Below are 19,649 nucleotides of genomic sequence, written 5' to 3'. Positions count from 1 at the left end.
CTTTTCGACAGGCGAAAAAAAACCCGCTTCGGCGGGTTTCTCAAGACCATTTTCGACATCCTGTCGGCAGCCATCCTGGCCAATGGTCGATCATCCCTGATCCTGAGCACTCCCTGTGCTTCAGTTGATGGATCCAGAATAAGCGCAATGGTGAAGCACCAAAAGACGACATACCCGTCAGCAGGTGTAAGCCTTTGACCATAAGATCAAAAATCCACACGAACACTACAGTTTTCAAAAGGCGAAAAAAAACCCGCCGAAGCGGGTTTTCCCAAGACCATATCGACTCCCTGTCGGCAGCGAATCCTTGCTAATGGTCGATCATCCGTGATCCTGGAGCACTTCCTGTGCTTCAGTTGATGAGGCTAGATTACGCTTCGGATCCAATGTGCAATAGACGACATAGCTACCATCGCGTGTAAGACATTCGCTATACCCGCCCTTCCGAAAACCCTTAGACGCGTCAGCCAATCAGCATGAAAGCCGCGAGTTCAGCGGCCTGCAGCTGTCCTTGCGCCGCAAGATCATCCTTATCCTCGAGAAACCAGGCCGCCGACAACCCGGCAAACGCCAACACCCATTGCAGCAGCCGTTGACGCTCCAGCCCCGCGGCCTGGGCCACGACCTCGATCTGTTTTTTGAAGCGCTGCGGATCATTAGCCGTCGGCAAATCGGGATTGCAGATCAAGTTGGCGTAGTCGAACCCGCGCTCGCCGATCACCCGCTTCGGATCGATAGCGAGCCAGCCTCGCGGGCCGAAATCCAGAACATTGTCGTGATGCATATCGCCGTGCAAAACCACCACATCCTGCGGCTCGGCGAGCAGCGCTTCGGCGGCTTTCAGACTGAGCAAGTAAGTGCCGCCCTGCTGTTCGGCGGCCATGCGCAAGGAAGCGAACCATGACCATAAGGGAATCAGGGGCGGCGGCGATGATGAACGCGGGGCGTGTAAACGAGCCAGCGTTGTGCACAGTATCCGGCTGGCCTCGTCATCCTGGCCGTTGAGCGCCATGTGCATCAGCGATCGATCGCCCTCGGCACGTTCCAGCACCAACGCATCGCCATGATGAGCGTAAACCCGTGCGGCGCCCTCGCCGTTCCACCAGGTCATCAGCAGATTGCCGAACTTTTCCTCGGCATCGACGGCGACCTTCAACATGGCCGGCAAATCACCCATCCGTACCGGCAGCAAACGACTGCCGGGCGTGATGATCGGTTCGCCGTCCGGCACCAGGGCCCAGCGTTTCAACCAGGTTTCAAACATGCAGCCTTTACTCTTCCTGACGCTCGCGAGCCTTGGCGCCGGTTTTCAGAAATTCTTCGATATTGCTCATCTGCTCATCCCAGCCACGGCTGTCCATACGGAACGCCTTGAGCCTGCGCGTCTGCGGGATGTGATCAAAACCGGACTCGGTGACCTTCAGCAACGTGCCCTCATCCATGTCTTCGAGCTCGAACTTCACCAGCGTGGTGGGTTCCTGGGAATAATCGGTGTCCGGCTCCACCGCATAGGGATGCCAGCGAAACGAAAACACCCGCTCCGGCTCGACCCGCTCCACCAGCACATTCCACAGCAGGTACTCATAACCCGGGTAAGTAATCTGCCCCTGCGTCCATTCACCGGCGACAAAGCGCTTGCCCTCCAGCGCCACGCCAAACCACTGCCCGAAGGCCTCGGCATTGGCCAGCACGCGCCACACCTGCGAGCGCGGTACTTTGAGCAGGATTTTCCTTTCGATGCGATCTGATGCTGGGTTCATAAGTCACCTCCTGTACTGAACAGTAGGCCTGTAAGACCACAAGACCAACCTTAAAGTTGTATCAAGGGGGCGTTGTTATCAAGCATGTCTGAAATATTCGGCTGCATTTCCAGTGGGAAGTTCTGGCTCGCAGACGAATGCCTGGCACAGTACGCGGACCGTTGACGCAGGCAAGCCCCTTGGCTAAAGAGGTTACACCTGACTTCGTTATTGGTTGACCACCCTCTTCGCTACACTGCATCTCAACGTTTACCCATCACAGCGAGAATCACTATGCACCCACGCTTCCTCCTGGCCCTGACCCCTTTGCTGTTCACCACCGTCGCCCACGCGGCGGACTGTGACAACGCCACCGACCAGGCCACGATGAATCAATGCGCGGCGCAGCAGCACAAGGCGGCGGACAAAGAGTTGAATGCGCTTTACCAGCAGATCACCCAGCGCTTGAAGAGCAACCCGGACAGCAAAAAGCTGCTGCTCGGGGCACAGCGTTCGTGGATTGCGTTTCGGGATGCCGAGTGCAAGTTCGCGAGTGCCGGGGTGGAAGGCGGGAGTGTGTATCCGCTGATCTACAGCAACTGCGTGACTGAATTGACCAAGGCGCGGGTGGAGACTTTCAAGAATTATCTGAAGTGTCAGGAAGGGGATATGGGTTGCCCGGTACCTGGGGTGTAACACTTCGGTGACGCTGAGGGCCTCTTCGCGGGCAAGCCTCACGCCTACAGGTTCGCAGTGATCGCACTATTGGGTGCGAGGCGACCGTGTAGGAGCGAGGCTTGCCCGCGAAGGTGTCAGTTCAGACGCCACACGTTACCGGACAAATATCTGCGCCGTCGTGATCGCCATATCCCCCCCCGGCAACTTGATGTTGCCGATCTGTTTCATGCTTTCCGGATCAAAGATCGCCACATCATTAAACGTCCCCGCCAGGTAGATCTTGCTGCCGTCCTTGTTGAAGGAAATGCAGTAGTAGGAATGATCCAGCGTTGCCGCCTGGAGCATTTTCTTCTCCTTGATGTCGTACTTGGCCAGGCGGTTGAGCACGCCGAACATCAGGTTCGGATCCTTGGGCGAACGCATGCCGCTGAAGTAGATTTCCGTCAGAGGGCCGAAGTCGGTGGTTTCGGTCTTGCCGGTTTTCAGGTCGATGCTGAACAGCCCGTAGAGGTATTCAGCGGTGGCCGGATCCTGTTTCTTATCCTTGAATTTCGCGGCGGTGTAGAGCAGCGAGAAATCATGGCGATAGGTCTGCTGGTTCCACACGTAAAGCACGTCCGGCGCGCTGTAGTTCGCCCGTTTCCAGTGACGGCTGGGGATCAGCACGTCGAACTTGCCGGTCTTCACGTCGACCTTGTAGACATCCGCCCCCGCCACGTACAGCGTGCCGTCGTCACCGCTCTGCATGATGGTCAGCTGCCGTGGCGCCGGGAAACTGCGCAGGGGTTTGGCGTCCAGGCCGGCGTCGGTGGCATAGACATCGAGCCGCGGCTGTTGCACTTCGTAGCGGTCGTTGAGCATCAACGTCGGGTTGGCGATGGCAAACAGTTCCTTGCCGTCGTGGCTGAGGGTAAAGGCGAACATCGACTTCGCTTTCTCCCCAGGTTTCTGGGTGATGCTGGCGTGGAACACTTGCTTGCAGCTGTCCAGCTCGACGCCATAGACATCCGCGTAGTGATTGTTCAGCACGTAAGCGGTCTTGCGATCCGGCGATAACTGCACAGTGCCCGGACCGAAGGCGTCCGGCATCTTGCAGGTCTTGAACAAGGTGTCCGTCGCCAGGTCGAGCACGTGCAGGTTGTTCGGGTAATTGGTGGTCACCATGTACTCGTGACCCGCTTGTAGTGCAGTGTTTTCATCGGCCAGAACGTTGATTGAACAGACGCTCAGGACGGCGAACGCGGCCAGGCCGCAGGCTTTAATGCGATGCATGCTGGAATCCTTCTTCATGTCCGATCACTTGTCTTTCGGGAAGACAGTGCCGAGGTTGCGCCAGTTGTCGTTGGACGCCTGGGCATCCTTGTTCCAGTCCGGGTAGGTGCTCATCATGTCGGGCACCTGGGCCGGCCACCAGCAAGGGTCGGAGCAGCCATACAGGTCGGCTTCCATCGGCTGGCACAGCGACGACACCCCGCCAAACGCATCGATTTCCCAACCCGGGTCAGTGGTCGAGGCACAGCCCGCGACAGAGCTCATCGCCACCACTTCTTCGATACGGTTTTCGGCCGCGGCCTCATCCAGTTTCAACGCTTTGTTATTGATTGCCTTGAGATGTTTCATATCAGTGAGCCTTGCGCGGAGTGATGTAGCTGCTGATAAACGCAGGGTTGTGGGCCATGATCCGGGTGTAGACCTCGATGCCGAAGTCGACCCAGTCACGCATCAGTTCGCAGTAGTGATAGGTCGGGTGGGTCGGGTCGCCGTACCGGGCGTAACTCTCGTGGTAGCAGCCGCCGGAGCACAGGTTGCGGATCTGGCAGTCTTCGCAGCCGGTGTTGGTACGGTCCAGGCGCTGGGACAGGAAGTCATTCAACTCCACCTGTTTCACACCGCTGTGGACGTTGCCGAAGGTCGGCAGGCTCGACCCGGTAAAGCGATGACACAGGTTCAGTTCGCCCTTGTGATCCACTGCCAGCATCTTCAGGCCCGCGCCGCAAGGCAGGGCTTTTTTGTGACCTTCGTGGATGTCGGTGATCAGCTGGTGCAGATTGGAGAAACCGATGTTGCGGTGTTCCAGAGCCGCTTCCAGGTAACGCCGACCAAGTCTCTTCATGCTGGCGAAGACTTCGATCAGCTCGTCGCTGGACAGGTTGAAGGTGCTGATGTCGCCGGAGGTCACCGGGGCAAAGCCGACCTCGGCAAAACCCAGTTCGTTGAACAGGTGATCCCAGATGGTTTCGACGTCGGTGACGCCGGTGGTCAACGTGACCCGGGCACCCACCGGACGGCTGTTGTAGCGCGACAACAGCATCTCGGCCTTGCGCCGTACCACGTCGTAAGTGCCCTGCCCGCCCACGGTGATGCGGTTGCGGTCGTGCACGGTTTTCGGTCCGTCGATACTGACTGACAAGCCGAAACGGTGGGCATTCAGGTAGTCCACGGTCTCTTCAGTGAGCAGCGTCGCGTTGGTGGTCATGACGAACTCGACGAACTTGCCGGCCTCGCGGAAGCGCTTCTCGCAATAGTCGACCATGTACTCGATCAGCTTGCGATTACTCAGCGGCTCGCCACCGAAAAACACCACGGTGAAGCGCTCTTCATCCGGCGATTCGCGCAGCAGCATTTCCACCGACGCGACGGCTGTTTCGACGTCCATTTTCTTGCCGGCCGAGGGCTTGTCGAGGTCTTCCTTGTAGCAGTAGGTGCAGCTCAGATTGCAGCCGGTGTTGACGTTGAGCACCACGGTATTGATCGCCGTGCGCTCGACCCGTTTGGTGCCGATGTCCGGGGTCAGCGGCGAGCCGTCGCTGACCAGTTCCAGGGACATCAGCTCGCGCAGGGTCTCAGTGATTTCCTCGCCGTTGAAACGCGAGGCCAGGAGCTGGATCAGGTCCTCCGACGAACAGCCGGGACCGCGCAAGGTATCGATGATGGTGCCCGTCAGCTCATCGCTGGCGAACAGCGAACTGCTGGGGATATGAAACAGCATGCGGTCGGCATCGACGTGCACTTCGTGCAGGTTCCGTTCGACCAGATTCAAAATAGCGCCCATTGCAACCTCCTGTGCAAACCCCGGTTGACGGGGCCTGCGGTCATTCCGAAAAAGTGTCTGAAGCCTTAGGGATCAGCGAACTCATGGAATGGGTGGATTGTTCCAGCGTTGCACGGTGACGATCATGTGGCCTTCGCCGGTCAGGGATTTCCCTGCGTCGTCGACGGCGGCGATCACCTTGAGGTTGCCGGCATTGTTGGTGGACATCTTGCGTTGCGGGTTCGGCCCGGCATCGCCCGGTGTGAACACGCCGCTGTCGGCCTGCATGGTGCCGGCGAACTTGACGTCTTCGTCTTCCTTGGCGCGATCGTCGAAGGCTTCGACCGACCACTGCGCCGGGAACACGCCGATGCGATACGGCTTGCCATCTGCACCCTTGCCCCAGGCTTCGGCATCGAACCGGCCCTGGACTTTCGGCGTCGAACCACCGCCCTCGCCGATCCGTGCCACCGAGAACTCGGGCACGACTTTGACTTGGTTGATCTTGCTGTAGACCGACAGGGTCGGGCCTTTCAGCGTGCCAACGGTGACGTTGCGCAGCCCCGGCTGGGCGTTGCCGGCCGCCTTGAGTTTGACCTTGATGCGATCAGGGCTTTGCTCGACGACTTCCACCACGTCCACGCCTTTGCCGAAGTTCGGTTTACCGGTGAGACCGCTGCCGATCAGGGTCACTTCAGTTTCGGTACCTGCCTTCAGATAACCCGGCTGCACCGCCAGCAAACGACTGCTGCCGTGTTTGGTGGCGACGAAGTCCAGACCGCGCTCATCGTGCTCGGCCTCGAACATCCGCCCCTGCATGGCATTGCCCTGGGCCGCGAACACCTGGCGCATGGTCACGCCGTCGATGGTCACGTTGCCGCGCCATTCGTAACCGGTGTAGAGAATCGCGCTGCCCTCGCCATTGAACGGGCTGCCGTCGGCGTATTGGCCTTTGACGCCGACCTTGAAGGTGTCGCTGCCATCGGCGGTGACGCTCATCATGCCGGCCAGTTCGCCTTTACCCGGCAAGTGGCCGCTGAAGCTCCAGTCGCCGACCAGCGCTTCGGCTTTCGGTGCGCTGCTCAGCCATTTTTTCCAGGCCGGGTTGTCCAGCGGGTAGCGCTTGGCCAACAGCGGCACCATGTCTTTTCGAGCCAGGTCGAACCAGTCGCGGTCACGAGACAGCGCCTGGTATTCCAGTGACGGCCATTGGCCGAGGTGGAAGTTCACCAGGCGCTCCCATTCCTGGGCCGGACGCCGTTGCAGGGCAACCCGCGCACCGGAGTGGCAGCGGCCGCACATCTGGCTGGTCTGGTCGTCGAACTTCTCGACGGTATTGAGTCGGCGCTCCAGCGCATAGCGCACGCCATCGGTTTCACTCGGCGCCAGGCCTTGGGTGTCGGCCAGGTATTTGACCAGAGTGCGGCGGTCGTCATCGCTGATCTGCAAACCGTGCATGGTCTGCATCCGGGCGATGCTCATCAGCCAGCCTTCCGGGGTTTTTCGCTGGTGGCTGATGCGGCTCAGGGCATTGTCAGCTTCGGGGGTGTGACAGCCCTGACAGGTTTCCTTGAGGATGGTCTGGGCGTCGCGGGCTGCCAGGCTGTATGGCGAATGCAGCGCCACACACGCGGCCACGGCCAGCAGACTGGCGCTCAGGCCTGATCGGAGTCTTCTCTTCATCAACGTCGAACCTCGCACAGTGCTTTCTTATTTTTGTGGCTTATCGTTTTTATGGTTTCTGCCGCCGGCGGCGCACCGCTGACGGAGGCAAGAGAAACGTCTGCAATGAGCAATACACGGAGCGTGCCAGCTTGACGACAGCCTTTCTTATCAAGCACTTACACGAAGACAAGGCCCGCGAATCGAGGCTGGGCGGGTTCGCCTGCGTCTAATATCGCGACAGGTGTTGCAACCTGAGACAAGCATAGATGCCCCGGCCGGAACAGTTCATCGCCCGACGATTGACGGCCATTGCAGGCGGGTGCGAAATGGTGATTCACCGATTGCCAGTCAGGGGAAAACAAAATGGCAAGCATCACTGTCCTGGCGGGGGACTTTCTGCAGGGTGATGGAGAGTACAGAGACGGCGTTTTTACCCTTAGAACGTCGCTTCACCCGTGGCCCGGCATCACCCTCCCGCTCTCAGCGTTCAAGCGTGTGGAAGTCGCTAACCAGGAATCGATCAACAACATCAAGGACGCCATCGGCTTCGGCGTGGCGGGCGCGATGTTGCTGGGCCCTATCGGCGCCCTCGCCGGGTTCATGTTGGCCGGCAAGGAGACCGAAGTGACCTTTCTGGCGACGCTCAATGATGACAAAAAGCTGTTGGCTGCCGTAGATGGCGCCACGTTTGAAGAGATTTCTCGGAAGATCCATTCCTGATCTCCCATTTCCCCGCAGCACTTGCGTGTTGCGGGGGGACGCCGGCTCAACTGGCCAATGTCGAGGAAATGTTTTTGTGAGCCTCGATTTTTTGCTGAATATCCGCCACAAGTACAGCAATGTCATGGGGACTGTTCAAGTTCCATATGGGGACGTTAGTGGCGATCAGTTCCACTTTTCCTGTCATGCAGTCACAGACCCGGATCGTCAGGGACTGGTCTGCCTCCATGACGCATGTGCACACAGCGGGCAACATACTGTGTTCAATGATGTTTTGAATTTCCAGGGTTGAAAGGAACATCGTTACCTCCCTCACGCCAGATGGTTGGCCGGATGAACGGACCATCGCTTCATCCACCGAGCCAGAAAATTCTAGTCTCCTAAAGTGGGTGTCTCAAGGTCGCAGCAGGTCGCTCGTCGTCTCATAGTTGTCGCAATTTGCAACAACCCCCTCTGTGTCCGCTGTTCCCATGAGCCGCCAAAACCCCGCCGACCAAGGGCGTACCTGCCTTTCTTGGCACTTGGCACAGCCATTGCGAAAGCCTCCGTTCTCACGAACAACAAGAGGTCTCGCCATGCCCCTCCCTTATTTGCTTCCCGCCACCTCGGCGTTCATCCAGCGCGCCCCGCGCATGCTTATCGGCGGTGACTGGGTCGAGGCCGCCGACGGCAAGACCATGCCCCTGCACAACCCGGCCACCGGTGAAGTGCTGTGCGTCGTGCCAAGGGCAACGCCCGAGGACGTCGACCGCGCCGTGCTGGCCGCTCGTCAGGCCTTCGATGATTCGCCCTGGACCCGCACCCGCCCACGGGAGCGGCAGAACCTGTTGTGGAAACTCGCCGACCTGATGGAACGCGACGCCGAACTGCTGGCGCAACTGGAATGCCTGAACAACGGCAAAAGCGCAGCGGTGGCCCAGGTGATGGACGTGCAGTTATCCATCGACTTCCTGCGCTACATGGCGGGCTGGGCGACCAAGATCGAAGGCTCGAGCGTTGAAGTGTCGTTGCCGCTGATGCCCAACGATCAGTTCCACAGTTTCATCCGCCGCGAAGCGGTAGGTGTAGTGGGCGCCATCGTTGCCTGGAACTTCCCGCTGCTGCTGGCCTGCTGGAAACTCGGCCCGGCCCTGGCCACCGGCTGCACCGTGGTGCTCAAACCCGCCGACGAAACCCCGCTGACCGCGCTGAAACTGGCCGAACTGGTGCTGGAAGCCGGGTACCCCGAGGGCGTGTTCAACGTGGTCACCGGCACCGGCATCACCGCTGGCTCCGCGCTGACCCACAACCCTCTGGTGGACAAGCTGACCTTCACCGGCTCCACCGCCGTGGGCAAGCAGATCGGCAAGATCGCCATGGAGTCCATGACCCGTGTCACGCTTGAACTGGGCGGCAAATCACCGACCATCGTCATGGCCGACGCCGACCTGAAAACCGCCGCAGCCGGGGCCGCCAGCGCAATTTTCTTCAATCAGGGCCAGGTGTGCTGCGCCGGTTCCAGGCTGTATGTGCAGCGCAAGCATTTCGACAATGTGGTGGCGGACATCGCCGACATCGCCAACGCCATGAAACTCGGCAACGGTCTGGACCCAAGCGTCGAGATGGGGCCGCTGATTTCCGCTCGCCAGCAGGAACGGGTGTACGGGTACATCGAAAAAGGCCGGGAAAGTGGCGCGACCATCGCCTGCGGCGGCGAGCAGTTCGGGCCAGGTTTTTTCGTCAAGCCGACGGTGATTGTCGATGTCGATCAGAAGCACTCGCTGGTGCAGGAGGAGATCTTCGGCCCGGTGCTGGTGGCGATTCCGTTCGATGATGAAGCCGATGCGTTGCGCATGGCCAATGACAGTCCTTATGGGCTGGGCGCGAGTATCTGGTCGAACGACCTGGCGGCGGTACACCGGATGATTCCGCGAATCAAATCGGGGTCGGTGTGGGTCAACTGCCACAGCGCGCTCGATCCAGCGCTGCCGTTTGGCGGGTACAAAATGTCCGGGGTCGGGCGGGAGATGGGGTATGCGGCGATTGAGCATTACACCGAGTTGAAGTCGGTGTTGATCAAGTTGTAATAGCGCCGTTCTTCGCTGATCGTTCTCACGCTCTGCGCGGGAACGGTCGGTTAGGGTTTGAAGCCTTGCGACAGTAACCAACTCCGAACCATCCGCCCCTGCTCCACCGTCAACCCCGCCAGCACCTGCTCGGCCGGTTCGGTCCGCAACCGCCGCACCAACGGCGCCAGTTCAACCCCCTGCACATGCCAGATCCCCAGCGGCTGATCCGCCGTGATCACCACCTCGGCTTCATCGACAAACCCATCTTTCAACACCGGCGCCCGCTCAATCCTCAACGCCGCAAAATCCGCCTCGGCATGGGCAACTTCAGCATCCGGCCACTGCCGCCGTGCCTGCCAGAACGGCTGCTCCAGCCACCTCTGCTCATCGGCGTAAAAGTCGCGACCGATCCGCGCAAAGCGCAAAAACAGCTGCTCCACCCGCTGCTGATGAAACCGTTGGGCCAGCGCCGCCCGTTCCGGTTTACGCACTAACGTGTTGATCACCGTGGGCGCCTGTAACGCTGAAGACAAGGACTGGAAAATGCCATTGCCCGACAGCGGATCCACCGCCATCGCGGCATCGCCGACCCGGATCCAGTGATCACCACAGACCTGCGGACTCAAAATCGCCGTGCTGCTGCGCGCATGCAGTTGGAGATCGGTCTCAGGCCCGACACCGAAAAACTCACGCGCCCATGCCGAACCCTGACGCCGTGCGCGGCAGTAATCCGGCAACGTCGCCTTGCCTGGCAATTGCGCGCTGGCCACGTCCACCGTCCATTGCCAATAACACTGACCGTCGGCCCGCCGCGCCATCCACGCCCAGCCGTCCTCAAGGCTTTCCACCGCGCTGGCGGTGCTGCCCGGCGTGCCTTGCCAACGATTGAGCAGGCTGACCGTCTCCGGCCCGCGCAGGCCTTTGCCCAGTGCGGGCGCCTGGCGTCCGCGGGCCTCTACCAGAAAATCCGCAAACAGCGCCTCGCGCCCTTCAATCTCGACCCGATGCCCCACCCCCGAGGCCTGAACGCTCAGCACCCGCCCTTCGATCAGCTCAACACCTGCCAGACGCAGGTCTTCGCGCAAACCTCGGTCGAAACTCGGGCGATCCAACAGAAATTCGATGTTCTGCGCATGTTGCTGACCGTTCCACGACACCTGCCGCTGGGAGGGCAACGCCGCATCCGCCAACGCCTGCTGCAGGCCCGCGCCGCGCAAGGCCTCCAGTACCCGAAGCGAAACGCCTTCCAGTGCCGCAAACCGGCGCCACTCGCTGACCAGGGTCACCGCATAACCGAGTCGCCGCAAACCCAGGGCGACTGCCGCCCCGGCGGGTCCAGCGCCAAGAATCACAATCATGCGCCGAAGCGCCGTTCAGGGCCGCGATAGCGGGCGTTCTCGCGCAGCCACTCGATGACGTGCTCGTTACTCGCATCGGGATGGGCAACCAGGAAACTCGCAATATGTCCGCTCAACGCCGCACACCCAAGGCTCGCACCGGACTGTCCCGGATAGGTCCCATGCACGCACGCCGCGAAATCGGCCTGGGCACTGTTGAGCCACGACCATTCATGCTCGGCACAACGCGCATCGCCGGTGACGCGCAGCACCTGTGGATAATTCGCCGGATACACACCCTCGCCCTGGGCCGGGCTGGAGGCACACAACAAAATGCCCCGCGCCACCGCCGCTGCGCAGGCTTCGCGCAACAGGCTGCGATCCTGGCGTAATCCAAGGCTCAAATTAATCAAGCGAACATCCTGCGCCACCAGCCAGTCGATAGCGCTGGCAATCTGCAAGGCGCTGGTGACGCCGCGCTGGTCGAACACCTGCCCCACGCAAAACACCGCCGCAGGGGCTCGCCGCCCGATGGCTTCGATCACCGCGCTGCCGTGGCCCAGCGGGTCGTCACGCAAGTCGCTTTCGGCCAGGCCATCCTCCAGCAGTGAAAAACGCCGTCCGGCGATCACCTGCACCCGTTGCGCCGCCGAATGTCCGCTGTCGACCACGCCAATCCTTAGCTCAGGCTTCATGCAGCACCGCTTTTGAAATGAGTACGCCGTCGAGCAATTCAAAACGCACATCAGCATCAGCCAGCGTGGAAGGACGATGGCTGATCAGGATCCGCGTGCGCCCGGCAAACAGTCGGTCGATGGCCTCGATGACTTCGCGCTCGGTGGCTTCATCCACCGCCGAGGTCGCTTCATCCAACACCAGAATCAGCGGATCCTGCAACAACGCCCGGGCGATGGCGATCCGCTGTTTCTGCCCGCCGGACAACTGCTGGCCGCGTTCGCCCAACGGACTGTCGAGACCTTCGGGCAACGATTCGATCAGGCTGTCGAGTTGCGCCAGCCTTGCGACTTCGGCAATCGCTTCACGGCTGGCGTCCGGCACCGCGTAAGCGAGGTTGTCGGCCAGGCTGCCGCGAAACAGTACGATGTCCTGACTGACCACGGCTATCCGCCGACGCAGCTGGAACAGGTCCAGTTCACGCAGATCGACCTCGCCCAGCAGCACCCGGCCAGCTTGCGGATCGTGATGGCGTTGCAGCAGATCGATCAGCGTTGATTTACCGACGCCGGAGCCGCCGCTCAGGGCGACTTTCAAGCCATAGGGAATTCGCGCTTCGATGCCGCGCAAGGTCGTCGGACGACCGGGATGGCTGAAGTGCACGTCGTCGAAACGCAACTCGCCAGAGGTCGGCATCGGCTTGGGTTCAACCGGTGTTAGCACGGTCGGTTCTTCACCGCGCAGTTCCATGACCCGGCCGAGGCTGACGGTCATCCGCTGAATCGCGACATAGAGCCCGAGCAGGCTCTGAACCGGTCCGACCGCCATCCCCAGGTACGTGGAAAACGCGATCAGCGCGCCCAGTTGCCAGGTCCCCTGCACCACCCAATAACCGCCAATCAAAAACGCACAGGCCCGGGACAATGACGTCAGCGTGCCGGGCACCGCCTGGGTAAAAAACTCGGTGACTTGCAGGCGCAGCAGCTGGCTCATATAGCCTTGACCAAGCGACTCCAGACGGCGCGATTCGCGTTGTTGCTGGCCGGCAGACTGGATGAATTTCATCACCGGCAAGGTCTCGACCATGAACGAGGACATGTCCGCCGAGCGCTCGCGCAACTGCCGTACATCGCGCTCGACTTTGCGCCGCATCCAGCGCAGCCAGAGGATGTCGAGGGGAATCAGCACCAATGCCAGCAGTGAAAGTTTCCACGACAGGGTCAGCAGCATCGCCACCGCCACCACCAGGCCAACCACGCTCGATACCGCCGAGAACAGCGAATCCACAGCGAAGCGCTGGATCTCCGCGACGTCGCCATCCAGGCGCGACATCAGATCACCGATACGCCGCTGTCCATAGAAGCTCGGTGACAGGGTTTGCAGATGTCGATAAAGGTCGTCGCGCAGCGAGAACAGAATCCGCCCGGACAGTCGCGTGTGCAGGTAGCGATTGATCCCCGACAGCGCCGTGCCAAGCAGCCCGGCGAGAATCATCAATCCGGCAATCAACACCAGCATCGGGAAGTTTTTCGCCAGCAAGCCATCGTCGATCAATAGTTTGGTCAGCCACGGCTGCACCAGCACCAGCGACGAAGCGCAGACCGACAAGCCGAGCAGCCCGGCAATCGCCAATCGATGCGGGCGCACAAAACTGTAGAGCCAACGCAACGCCGCTTGCAGGGCTTCGGGGTTCTGGCTGTCGATCAGCCGAACGATCAAGCGCTGCATCACGAACGCAACTGTTTGAGCTTGCGATACAGGGTCGCGCGGCTGATGCCCAAGGCGTCGGCGGCGGCCGAGACGTTGCCCTGATGGCTGTCCAGGGCCTGGCGGATCAGCTCCAGTTCGTTTTCGCGAATGCTGCCCGATGCCGGGCGTTCAGTCGCGGTCAGTTCGTCGAGCATGCTGTCGGGCAGGTGGTCGAGGGTGAGCACCGTGTCCCCGGGTTCGCGCATGGCCAGCGCGGTGCGCAGGACCATTTCCAGTTGGCGAATGTTGCCCGGCCAATGGTAGCCGTCGAGCAAGCGGCTCAGATCGTCATGCAGGACCATCGTCGGGGCATCAAGTTTGGCCAGCAGACGAGCAACCAAACTGCTGAAATCCTCGCGCTCGCGCAGGGCCGGGAGCATCACGCTGATGCCGTTGACCCGGTAGAACAGGTCTTCACGGAAGTGCTTTTCTTCGACCAGACGCTTGAGGTCTCGGTGGGTGGCGCAGATCAGCGCGACATCGATGTCTTGTTCTTCGCCCGCGCCCAGCGGCGCCACTTTACGGTCCTGCAACACCCGCAGCAGACGGGCCTGCAAGGCCAGCGGCATGTCACCGATTTCGTCGAGGAACAAGGTGCCGCCGTGGGCCTGTTGCAGTCGTCCGATCATGCCGCCACGACGGGAGCCGGTGAAGGCGCCTTCGCGGTAGCCGAACAGTTCCGACTCGATCAGGCCTTCAGGGATTGCCGCGCAGTTCACCGCAACGAAAGGTTTGTCACAGCGGGTTCCGGCCATGTGCAGCGCACGGGCGATGACTTCTTTACCGGTGCCGGTTTCACCGAGCAGCAACACCGGCAATTCATTAGCCAGCCCTTGACGGGCCATGCGCAAGGCCCGGGCATAACGCACGTTACTGCCGGCCAGGGATTCGAGATCCGGTTGTGGCTTGGCGGTTTTCGCGGGGCTGCGCGGCGGTGTGCTGACGTTGATGGAACGTTGCGGCGCCCGCAGGGTTTTGTAGAAGAACTCGCCTTTGGCGGTCTGCAAACTGCCGACGCCACCTTGATGTAGACGGGACAGCAATTGCAGGCCATCGACACCGAGAAACTCTTCGCAACGCCGACCGACCAGGGCCGAACGCTCGGCACGCAGCAACTGACAGGCTTGCGCGCTGACCGCCAGGATCTGTCCGCCGAGACTCACCGCCAGCAGGCCCTGCCAAGGGGATTCAAGGTATTGCCGACGGCTGTGGAACGCGAGGACGATTTCGTCCGGGTAACTGGCGTTGAACACGCGGCTTTCGATCTGGCTGACGGCCATGGCCAGCAACGCGGTGCTGTCATGAACGCGGCCGAGGGGGCCTTCGCGGGTCAGGTCAAGGACGCCGAGGATGTCGCCTTGGGGGCAATGGATCGGCACCGATGTGCAGGAGAAATCGCTTAGACGATCGAGGTAATGCTCGCCGCAATCAATCATCGTCGGCCGGGCTTCCACCAGTGCGGTGCCCAGTGCGTTGGTACCACGAGCGGCTTCGCTCCAGCAGGCGCCCAGGGTGATGTCTTGCAGGCCGCTGCCCTTGAGGCGGTCGGCGCGTCCTTCGACGGCGAGGATGGTGGCGTCGGAGTTGGCGAGGATGATCAGGCCTTCCTTGCCTTGGCGTTCAGCCAGGTAGTCGATGGCCGGTAATGCGGCGTCGATCAGCAGGCGATTGCTTGCCAACAGCACGTCGAGGCTGGCGCTCGATTCCAGCGCCAGTTCGTGCTTGGCGTTGAAATGCACGCCATGGCTGAGGCTGCGCCGCCACGACGCATCGATTTCTGCCCGCAGAACACCATCGGGGACTTCGCCCTCCAGATGGAGTTTTTCCCGGGCCAGCCGGGCTTCGAGGTGCAGCTTGGGAGAAGGTGTTTTTATTAGCGTCATCAAGCGCTCCGGATCGGTCCGCTTTGCGCCTTTCAAGTTCAGCGCCCTGCCGCAATCTTTACGTTAACGTCAGGGCGATGGCAAGTGCCTTACAGCACTTGCGTTCTGTCAGGTGGACCGAGTCATCGTTCTTCGCGGGCAAGCCTCGCTCCTACAGGGTTGAGGCGAACCAAAATTTCCCCCCAGGCAAATAACCTGTAGGAGCGAGGCTTGCCCGCGAAGGCGACGTACCTGGCCCCAATGATCTCAGAGCTGCCACACCTCGGCATTCACAAAAAACGCCCGGGCATTGTCCTCAAGACTCTCCAGGTGATACCCGCCCTCCTGCACAATCAGACACGGCAACCCAAGGCTACGAATCCGTTCGCCCAACACCGCGAACCCTTCACGGGTCACTGCCACTTTGCTCTGCGGGTCCAGTTCGAAAATATCGAACCCCAGGGACAGCACCAGATGGCCGCCGGAGGATGGGATGGTGGGTTTCGATATTCAGCTGTTGTGGACCCGCGAGCAGAAGATGAGTCAGGCCGAAACGGTCTTCCTCGAAAGCTTCCAGCACATGCTCAGTATTCGTGAGCCTGTGCTGTGAAGCTTTGAGCGCTTAGACGTGAGGGTCGCCCGGAGCTTTGCTCGGCGTGGCGTATTGCGGCTTTAGATGGCCGTCCTGATCGAGTAACCAGGCGTCCATGATCTGCCGCACCACAGGGCCGGCGACGCGACCACCGGCCTCACCGTTTTCAATCATCACCGAGATGACGATCTTCGGGTGCTCGGCCGGGGCGAAGCCGACGAACAAGGCATTGTCGCGGTTGCGCTCCAGGGTTTTCGCCCGGTTGTAGCGCTCGCCTTGCTTGATCGCGACGACTTGCGCGGTACCACTCTTGCCGGCAATGCGGTACTGAGCGCCCTGCGCGGCGGCTCTGGCAATCCCGCGGGCGTCGTGCATCACCATCTGCATGCCATGGTTGACCTGCTCCCAGTCACGCGGATCCTTGAGCAGGATGTTCGGCATAGGGTGCTCGTCCACCGGCGCTACGCCATCCACGGTCTTTGCCAAGTGCGGTCGGTTCCACACACCTTTGTTGGCAATCAGCGCGGTGGCCTGGGCCAGCTGTAGCGGCGTGACCTGCATATAACCCTGGCCGATGCCAAGGATCACGGTTTCGCCCGGAAACCAGGCCTGACGGCGCGTAGCGCGCTTCCACGCTTGCGACGGCATCAAGCCGGCAGACTCTTCGAACATGTCCAGCGAGACTTTTTCGCCGAGGCCGAACATGGCCATGTAGTCGTGCAGGCGATCGATGCCCAGCTTGTGGGCCAGGTCATAGAAGTAGGTGTCGTTGGAGCGCATGATCGCCGCGTCCATGTCGACCCAGCCGTCGCCGCTGTGGTTCCAGTTACGGTATTTGTGATCAAAGTCCGGGAGCTGGTAATAACCGGGGTCAAAGACACGGGTCTGAGGGGTGACGACGCCAGCATCGAGGCCGGCAATGGCCACCTCGGGTTTGATGGTCGAACCTGGCGCGTAGAGGCCGCGCAGAACGCGGTTGAACAGCGGCCGATCGATGGAGTCGTGCAGCGCCGCGTATTCCTTGAAGCTGATGCCGGTGACGAACAGGTTCGGGTCGAAACTGGGCTTGCTGACCATGGCCAGCACTTCACCGGTCGATGGATCGAGCGCCACCACCGAACCACGACGATCACCCAAGGCTTCCTCGGCCGCTTCTTGAAGTTTGACGTCCAGGCTCAGGACAATGTTTTTGCCGGGGATCGGATCGGTGTGCTTGAGCACTCGCAGTACGCGGCCCTGGGCATTGGTTTCGACTTCTTCGTAACCCACCTGGCCGTGCAATTGCGACTCGTAGAATTTTTCAATGCCGGTCTTGCCGATGGATTGGGTGCCGCGATACTCCACCGTGTCGAGGGCTTTGGATTCTTTTTCGTTGATACGACCAACGTAACCGATCGAGTGCGCAAAGTGTGCGCCAAACGGGTAATGGCGCACGAACTGGGGCTCGACATCGATCCCCGGCAGACGGAACTCATTGACCGCGAGAACCGCGATTTGCTGTTCACTGAGTTCGTAGAACAGAGTAACCGGCACGAACGGGTGGCGCGCCTGTTTCATGGCCTTGTCGAACAGTGTCCGGTCTTCGGCTGGCAAGTGCAGGAGGTTGACCACCTCATCGAGCTCCCCTTTGACATCGGAGGCGCGTTCGCGGGTGATGGTGAGGTTGAAACTGGGACGGTTATCCGCGAGGACTACGCCGTTGCGGTCGTAGATCAGCCCGCGGGTCGGGGTGATCGGCAGGACATGGACGCGGTTGTTTTCGGAGATTGTCGAGTGATAGTCGTATTCGACCACTTGCAGGACATACATGCGCACCACAAGTGCGCAGGAAATGGCGGCGACGAATAAGGCGCAGGCGATCAGCCGCTTGTTGACCAGACGCGTCTCTTTTTCGTGGTCCTTGATGGGTATCGGTTCGGGCATTTCTGTAGCGGCTCTATGACTAAAAAAGGAGGGCGATCCTTAGGCCTGCAAATCAATCCGTTAAAAAACGAGCTGCACCATACCAAAAACTGTGCAGTCACTTTAGTGGGATTTTCTCGAATGGTTGTCCTTGAGGGTCAAAACGACGGTCGGCTTTTTCTTTGACTCGTGCGTTTTGCTCAAGATTGATATTCCGATTCATGCATTTTTCTTGTAGATGAGCCTGTAGATACTGGGTGCATGTCATTCCATTTTGTTGTTTTGGAGTCTTTTCATGCATCCACGATTTCAACGATTACTCGGCTCGAATGGATTTTCCATCGGACTGGAACTGCCGCTGGATAACGATTGGTCCAATGATGGACAGCGGCTGCGGATCGCTCAGGATCGGCCTTTTGGTGTCCCCGACTTGAAGCAGCACGCGGCGATGGCACGTTTGGCTGACAACGCCGGTTTTCGCGCACTTTGGGTACGTGATGTGCCGGTTTACGACCCCAACTTTGGCGACGCTGCACAGGTCTTTGAGACCTTTTCTTACCTTGGGTATTTGGCCGGGATTACGGAGAACATCATGCTCGGTACAGCAGCGGTTGTGCTGCCATTGCGTCAGCCTTGGCTAACGCTCAAGGCCGCCAACAGTGTTGATGAACTGAGTGACGGGCGTCTGCTCCTTGGGGTGGCCAGTGGTGACCGGCCGATGGAGTATCCGTTGTTTGGGGTGGATTACGATCAGCGCGGGGAGATCTTTCGCGATACGGTTGAATTGATCCGCAGCCAGGGAGAAGGTCGTTTACCTGAGGGCGCTCGCCTGTTGCCGGAGCGAGATCAGCCTATGCCACTGCTGGTTGCAGGTCTTGGTCAACAATCACCGGCCTGGATTGGTGAGCACATGGATGGTTGGCTCGCCTACCCTGGTACGCCGGATGAGCACCGACGTCGAGTGGGGCTGTGGCGGGAAGTTGGAGGCGATAAGCCTTATATCAGCTTCGTACACTTGGACCTGACTGCTAATCCTCATACCCCCATGCGACGTGTGCGCTTCGGTGGCAGTTGTGGACGGCTGGCCTTGATTGATGAGCTTCAGGCGTTACGTGAGGCTGGTGTGCAGCATGTCGGCTTGCACATGCGTCGTAGCGAACGCCCTGTGGCAGAGGTTATTGAAGAGATAGCTGAATACGTTCTGCCGAAGTTTCACTAACGATGCTGAAAGCTGGGATAGCCCGTCGGCTATCCTTTTTTGTCACGCCACTTTCCTGCGGACAAAACAAAACCCCTACCTGCATACGCAGATAGGGGTTTCGGAATTTAATCTTGACGATGACCTACTCTCACATGGGGAAACCCCACACTACCATCGGCGATGCATCGTTTCACTGCTGAGTTCGGGATGGGATCAGGTGGTTCCAATGCTCTATGGTCGTCAAGAAATTCGGTAGCCAGGTCGCTTGCCTTACGGCGCACGCTCCAGCGAATGGGTATGTGATAGATCTCGGTGTTTGTGAACAATCGAACTTTCGGTTCATTTCGTCTTCACACACCGCAATCTGGTGCCCTTTCAGGTCAGCAAATTGCTTGGGTGTTATATGGTCAAGCCTCACGGGCAATTAGTATTGGTTAGCTCAACGCCTCA

General features: G+C 60.0%; 16 protein-coding genes, 1 rRNA gene and 2 pseudogenes. 5 read left to right on the top strand and 14 right to left on the bottom strand.

What is annotated here, in order from left to right; genetic code table 11:
* Window positions 1-463: 463 nt before the first annotated feature.
* On the bottom strand, window positions 464-1,264 hold the full coding sequence (locus tag AC1ROI_RS02955) for an aminoglycoside phosphotransferase family protein (protein WP_102595775.1): 801 nt from the start codon (window positions 1,262-1,264) through the stop codon (window positions 464-466).
* A gap of 7 nt (window positions 1,265-1,271) precedes the next feature.
* Window positions 1,272-1,760, bottom strand: a complete 489-nt coding sequence (locus AC1ROI_RS02950; RefSeq protein WP_077748914.1) for an SRPBCC family protein — start codon at window positions 1,758-1,760, stop codon at window positions 1,272-1,274.
* A 273-nt stretch (window positions 1,761-2,033) separates the two neighbouring features.
* Between AC1ROI_RS02950 and AC1ROI_RS02945 the strand changes: the two genes are divergently transcribed.
* A complete protein-coding gene (locus AC1ROI_RS02945; RefSeq protein WP_077748915.1) occupies window positions 2,034-2,435 on the top strand; it encodes a lysozyme inhibitor LprI family protein in 402 nt (133 codons plus the stop codon).
* A gap of 135 nt (window positions 2,436-2,570) precedes the next feature.
* On the opposite strand, the gene peaD is transcribed toward AC1ROI_RS02945, so the two are convergent.
* The 4 genes from peaD to peaA form a co-directional block, all read right to left on the bottom strand.
* Complete coding sequence (peaD, locus tag AC1ROI_RS02940; protein ID WP_102595774.1) at window positions 2,571-3,689, bottom strand: quinohemoprotein amine dehydrogenase subunit beta; 1,119 nt, start codon at window positions 3,687-3,689, stop codon at window positions 2,571-2,573.
* 24 nt (window positions 3,690-3,713) lie between these two features.
* The gene (gene qhpC / locus AC1ROI_RS02935; protein ID WP_008027961.1) at window positions 3,714-4,037 is read right to left on the bottom strand and encodes a quinohemoprotein amine dehydrogenase subunit gamma; all 324 of its coding nucleotides are present in this window, start codon (window positions 4,035-4,037) and stop codon (window positions 3,714-3,716) included.
* Window position 4,038: 1 nt separating this feature from the next.
* Window positions 4,039-5,469 carry a quinohemoprotein amine dehydrogenase maturation protein gene (gene peaB / locus AC1ROI_RS02930; protein ID WP_102595773.1) on the bottom strand — a complete coding sequence of 477 codons (1,431 nt, stop codon included), beginning with the start codon at window positions 5,467-5,469 and terminating at the stop codon, window positions 4,039-4,041.
* 81 nt (window positions 5,470-5,550) lie between these two features.
* Window positions 5,551-7,131: a quinohemoprotein amine dehydrogenase subunit alpha gene (gene peaA, locus AC1ROI_RS02925; RefSeq protein WP_102595772.1), complete on the bottom strand. Its 1,581-nt coding sequence runs from the start codon at window positions 7,129-7,131 to the stop codon at window positions 5,551-5,553.
* A gap of 345 nt (window positions 7,132-7,476) precedes the next feature.
* Here peaA and AC1ROI_RS02920 point away from each other — a divergent pair, with 345 nt between their 5' ends.
* On the top strand, window positions 7,477-7,833 hold the full coding sequence (locus tag AC1ROI_RS02920; protein ID WP_083374665.1) for a hypothetical protein: 357 nt from the start codon (window positions 7,477-7,479) through the stop codon (window positions 7,831-7,833).
* 46 nt (window positions 7,834-7,879) lie between these two features.
* On the opposite strand, the gene AC1ROI_RS02915 is transcribed toward AC1ROI_RS02920, so the two are convergent.
* Window positions 7,880-8,134, bottom strand: coding sequence for a DUF1652 domain-containing protein (locus tag AC1ROI_RS02915; RefSeq protein WP_010458398.1), 255 nt, complete (start codon window positions 8,132-8,134; stop codon window positions 7,880-7,882).
* Window positions 8,135-8,408: 274 nt separating this feature from the next.
* Here AC1ROI_RS02915 and AC1ROI_RS02910 point away from each other — a divergent pair, with 274 nt between their 5' ends.
* Window positions 8,409-9,899 carry an aldehyde dehydrogenase family protein gene (locus tag AC1ROI_RS02910; protein ID WP_102599738.1) on the top strand — a complete coding sequence of 497 codons (1,491 nt, stop codon included), beginning with the start codon at window positions 8,409-8,411 and terminating at the stop codon, window positions 9,897-9,899.
* Between the two features lie 50 nt (window positions 9,900-9,949).
* Here AC1ROI_RS02910 and qhpG read toward each other — a convergent pair whose 3' ends face one another.
* The 5 genes and pseudogenes from qhpG to AC1ROI_RS02885 form a co-directional block, all read right to left on the bottom strand.
* Window positions 9,950-11,239: a flavin-dependent monooxygenase QhpG gene (gene qhpG, locus AC1ROI_RS02905; RefSeq protein ID WP_102599739.1), complete on the bottom strand. Its 1,290-nt coding sequence runs from the start codon at window positions 11,237-11,239 to the stop codon at window positions 9,950-9,952.
* On the bottom strand, window positions 11,236-11,913 hold the full coding sequence (qhpE, locus tag AC1ROI_RS02900; RefSeq protein WP_010458395.1) for a subtilisin-like serine protease QhpE: 678 nt from the start codon (window positions 11,911-11,913) through the stop codon (window positions 11,236-11,238). Before qhpE ends, qhpG begins: the two co-directional genes overlap by 4 nt.
* On the bottom strand, window positions 11,903-13,621 hold the full coding sequence (locus AC1ROI_RS02895; RefSeq protein WP_010458394.1) for an ABC transporter ATP-binding protein: 1,719 nt from the start codon (window positions 13,619-13,621) through the stop codon (window positions 11,903-11,905). The genes qhpE and AC1ROI_RS02895 overlap by 11 nt, the downstream gene beginning before the upstream one ends.
* On the bottom strand, window positions 13,621-15,525 hold the full coding sequence (locus AC1ROI_RS02890) for a sigma-54-dependent Fis family transcriptional regulator (protein WP_102595847.1): 1,905 nt from the start codon (window positions 15,523-15,525) through the stop codon (window positions 13,621-13,623). The genes AC1ROI_RS02895 and AC1ROI_RS02890 overlap by 1 nt, the downstream gene beginning before the upstream one ends.
* 246 nt (window positions 15,526-15,771) lie before the next feature.
* Window positions 15,772-15,978: pseudogene (locus AC1ROI_RS02885) on the bottom strand (histone deacetylase family protein); the annotation flags it as partial.
* On the opposite strand from AC1ROI_RS02885, the pseudogene AC1ROI_RS02880 reads away from it, so the two are divergent.
* A pseudogene (locus tag AC1ROI_RS02880) lies at window positions 15,977-16,114 on the top strand (LysR family transcriptional regulator); the annotation flags it as partial. The pseudogenes AC1ROI_RS02885 and AC1ROI_RS02880 overlap by 2 nt on opposite strands.
* Window positions 16,115-16,126: 12 nt before the next feature.
* Here the strand turns inward: AC1ROI_RS02880 and mrdA are convergent.
* Window positions 16,127-18,019, bottom strand: a complete 1,893-nt coding sequence (mrdA, locus tag AC1ROI_RS02875) for a penicillin-binding protein 2 (protein ID WP_077748923.1) — start codon at window positions 18,017-18,019, stop codon at window positions 16,127-16,129.
* Window positions 18,020-18,293: 274 nt separating this feature from the next.
* Between mrdA and AC1ROI_RS02870 the strand changes: the two genes are divergently transcribed.
* Window positions 18,294-19,217 (top strand): TIGR03571 family LLM class oxidoreductase, encoded by a 924-nt coding sequence (locus AC1ROI_RS02870; RefSeq protein ID WP_077748924.1) that lies wholly within the window; start codon window positions 18,294-18,296, stop codon window positions 19,215-19,217.
* 111 nt (window positions 19,218-19,328) lie between these two features.
* On the opposite strand, the gene rrf is transcribed toward AC1ROI_RS02870, so the two are convergent.
* Window positions 19,329-19,444, bottom strand: a 5S ribosomal RNA gene (gene rrf / locus AC1ROI_RS02865).
* Window positions 19,445-19,649: the final 205 nt, after the last annotated feature.

The sequence above is a fragment of the Pseudomonas sp. GW823-FHT02C02 genome (assembly GCF_058797635.1).
The sequence above is the reverse complement of the archived record's forward strand: the minus strand, read 5'-3'. Positions and strand labels throughout refer to the sequence as shown.

Excerpts from the sequence above, each read along its gene's own strand:
- AC1ROI_RS02895 (WP_010458394.1), bottom strand. The coding sequence starts at position 13,621 with ATGCAGCGCTTGATCGTTCGGCTGATCGACAGCCAGAACCCCGAAGCC.
- mrdA (WP_077748923.1), bottom strand. The coding sequence starts at position 18,019 with ATGCCCGAACCGATACCCATCAAGGACCACGAAAAAGAGACGCGTCTG.
- AC1ROI_RS02890 (WP_102595847.1), bottom strand. The coding sequence starts at position 15,525 with ATGACGCTAATAAAAACACCTTCTCCCAAGCTGCACCTCGAAGCCCGG.
- AC1ROI_RS02945 (WP_077748915.1), top strand. The coding sequence starts at position 2,034 with ATGCACCCACGCTTCCTCCTGGCCCTGACCCCTTTGCTGTTCACCACC.
- qhpG (WP_102599739.1), bottom strand. The coding sequence starts at position 11,239 with ATGATTGTGATTCTTGGCGCTGGACCCGCCGGGGCGGCAGTCGCCCTG.
- peaA (WP_102595772.1), bottom strand. The coding sequence starts at position 7,131 with ATGAAGAGAAGACTCCGATCAGGCCTGAGCGCCAGTCTGCTGGCCGTG.
- peaB (WP_102595773.1), bottom strand. The coding sequence starts at position 5,469 with ATGGGCGCTATTTTGAATCTGGTCGAACGGAACCTGCACGAAGTGCAC.
- AC1ROI_RS02870 (WP_077748924.1), top strand. The coding sequence starts at position 18,294 with ATGCATCCACGATTTCAACGATTACTCGGCTCGAATGGATTTTCCATC.
- AC1ROI_RS02920 (WP_083374665.1), top strand. The coding sequence starts at position 7,477 with ATGGCAAGCATCACTGTCCTGGCGGGGGACTTTCTGCAGGGTGATGGA.
- peaD (WP_102595774.1), bottom strand. The coding sequence starts at position 3,689 with ATGCATCGCATTAAAGCCTGCGGCCTGGCCGCGTTCGCCGTCCTGAGC.
- qhpE (WP_010458395.1), bottom strand. The coding sequence starts at position 11,913 with ATGAAGCCTGAGCTAAGGATTGGCGTGGTCGACAGCGGACATTCGGCG.
- AC1ROI_RS02910 (WP_102599738.1), top strand. The coding sequence starts at position 8,409 with ATGCCCCTCCCTTATTTGCTTCCCGCCACCTCGGCGTTCATCCAGCGC.
- qhpC (WP_008027961.1), bottom strand. The coding sequence starts at position 4,037 with ATGAAACATCTCAAGGCAATCAATAACAAAGCGTTGAAACTGGATGAG.
- AC1ROI_RS02915 (WP_010458398.1), bottom strand. The coding sequence starts at position 8,134 with ATGTTCCTTTCAACCCTGGAAATTCAAAACATCATTGAACACAGTATG.
- AC1ROI_RS02955 (WP_102595775.1), bottom strand. The coding sequence starts at position 1,264 with ATGTTTGAAACCTGGTTGAAACGCTGGGCCCTGGTGCCGGACGGCGAA.
- AC1ROI_RS02950 (WP_077748914.1), bottom strand. The coding sequence starts at position 1,760 with ATGAACCCAGCATCAGATCGCATCGAAAGGAAAATCCTGCTCAAAGTA.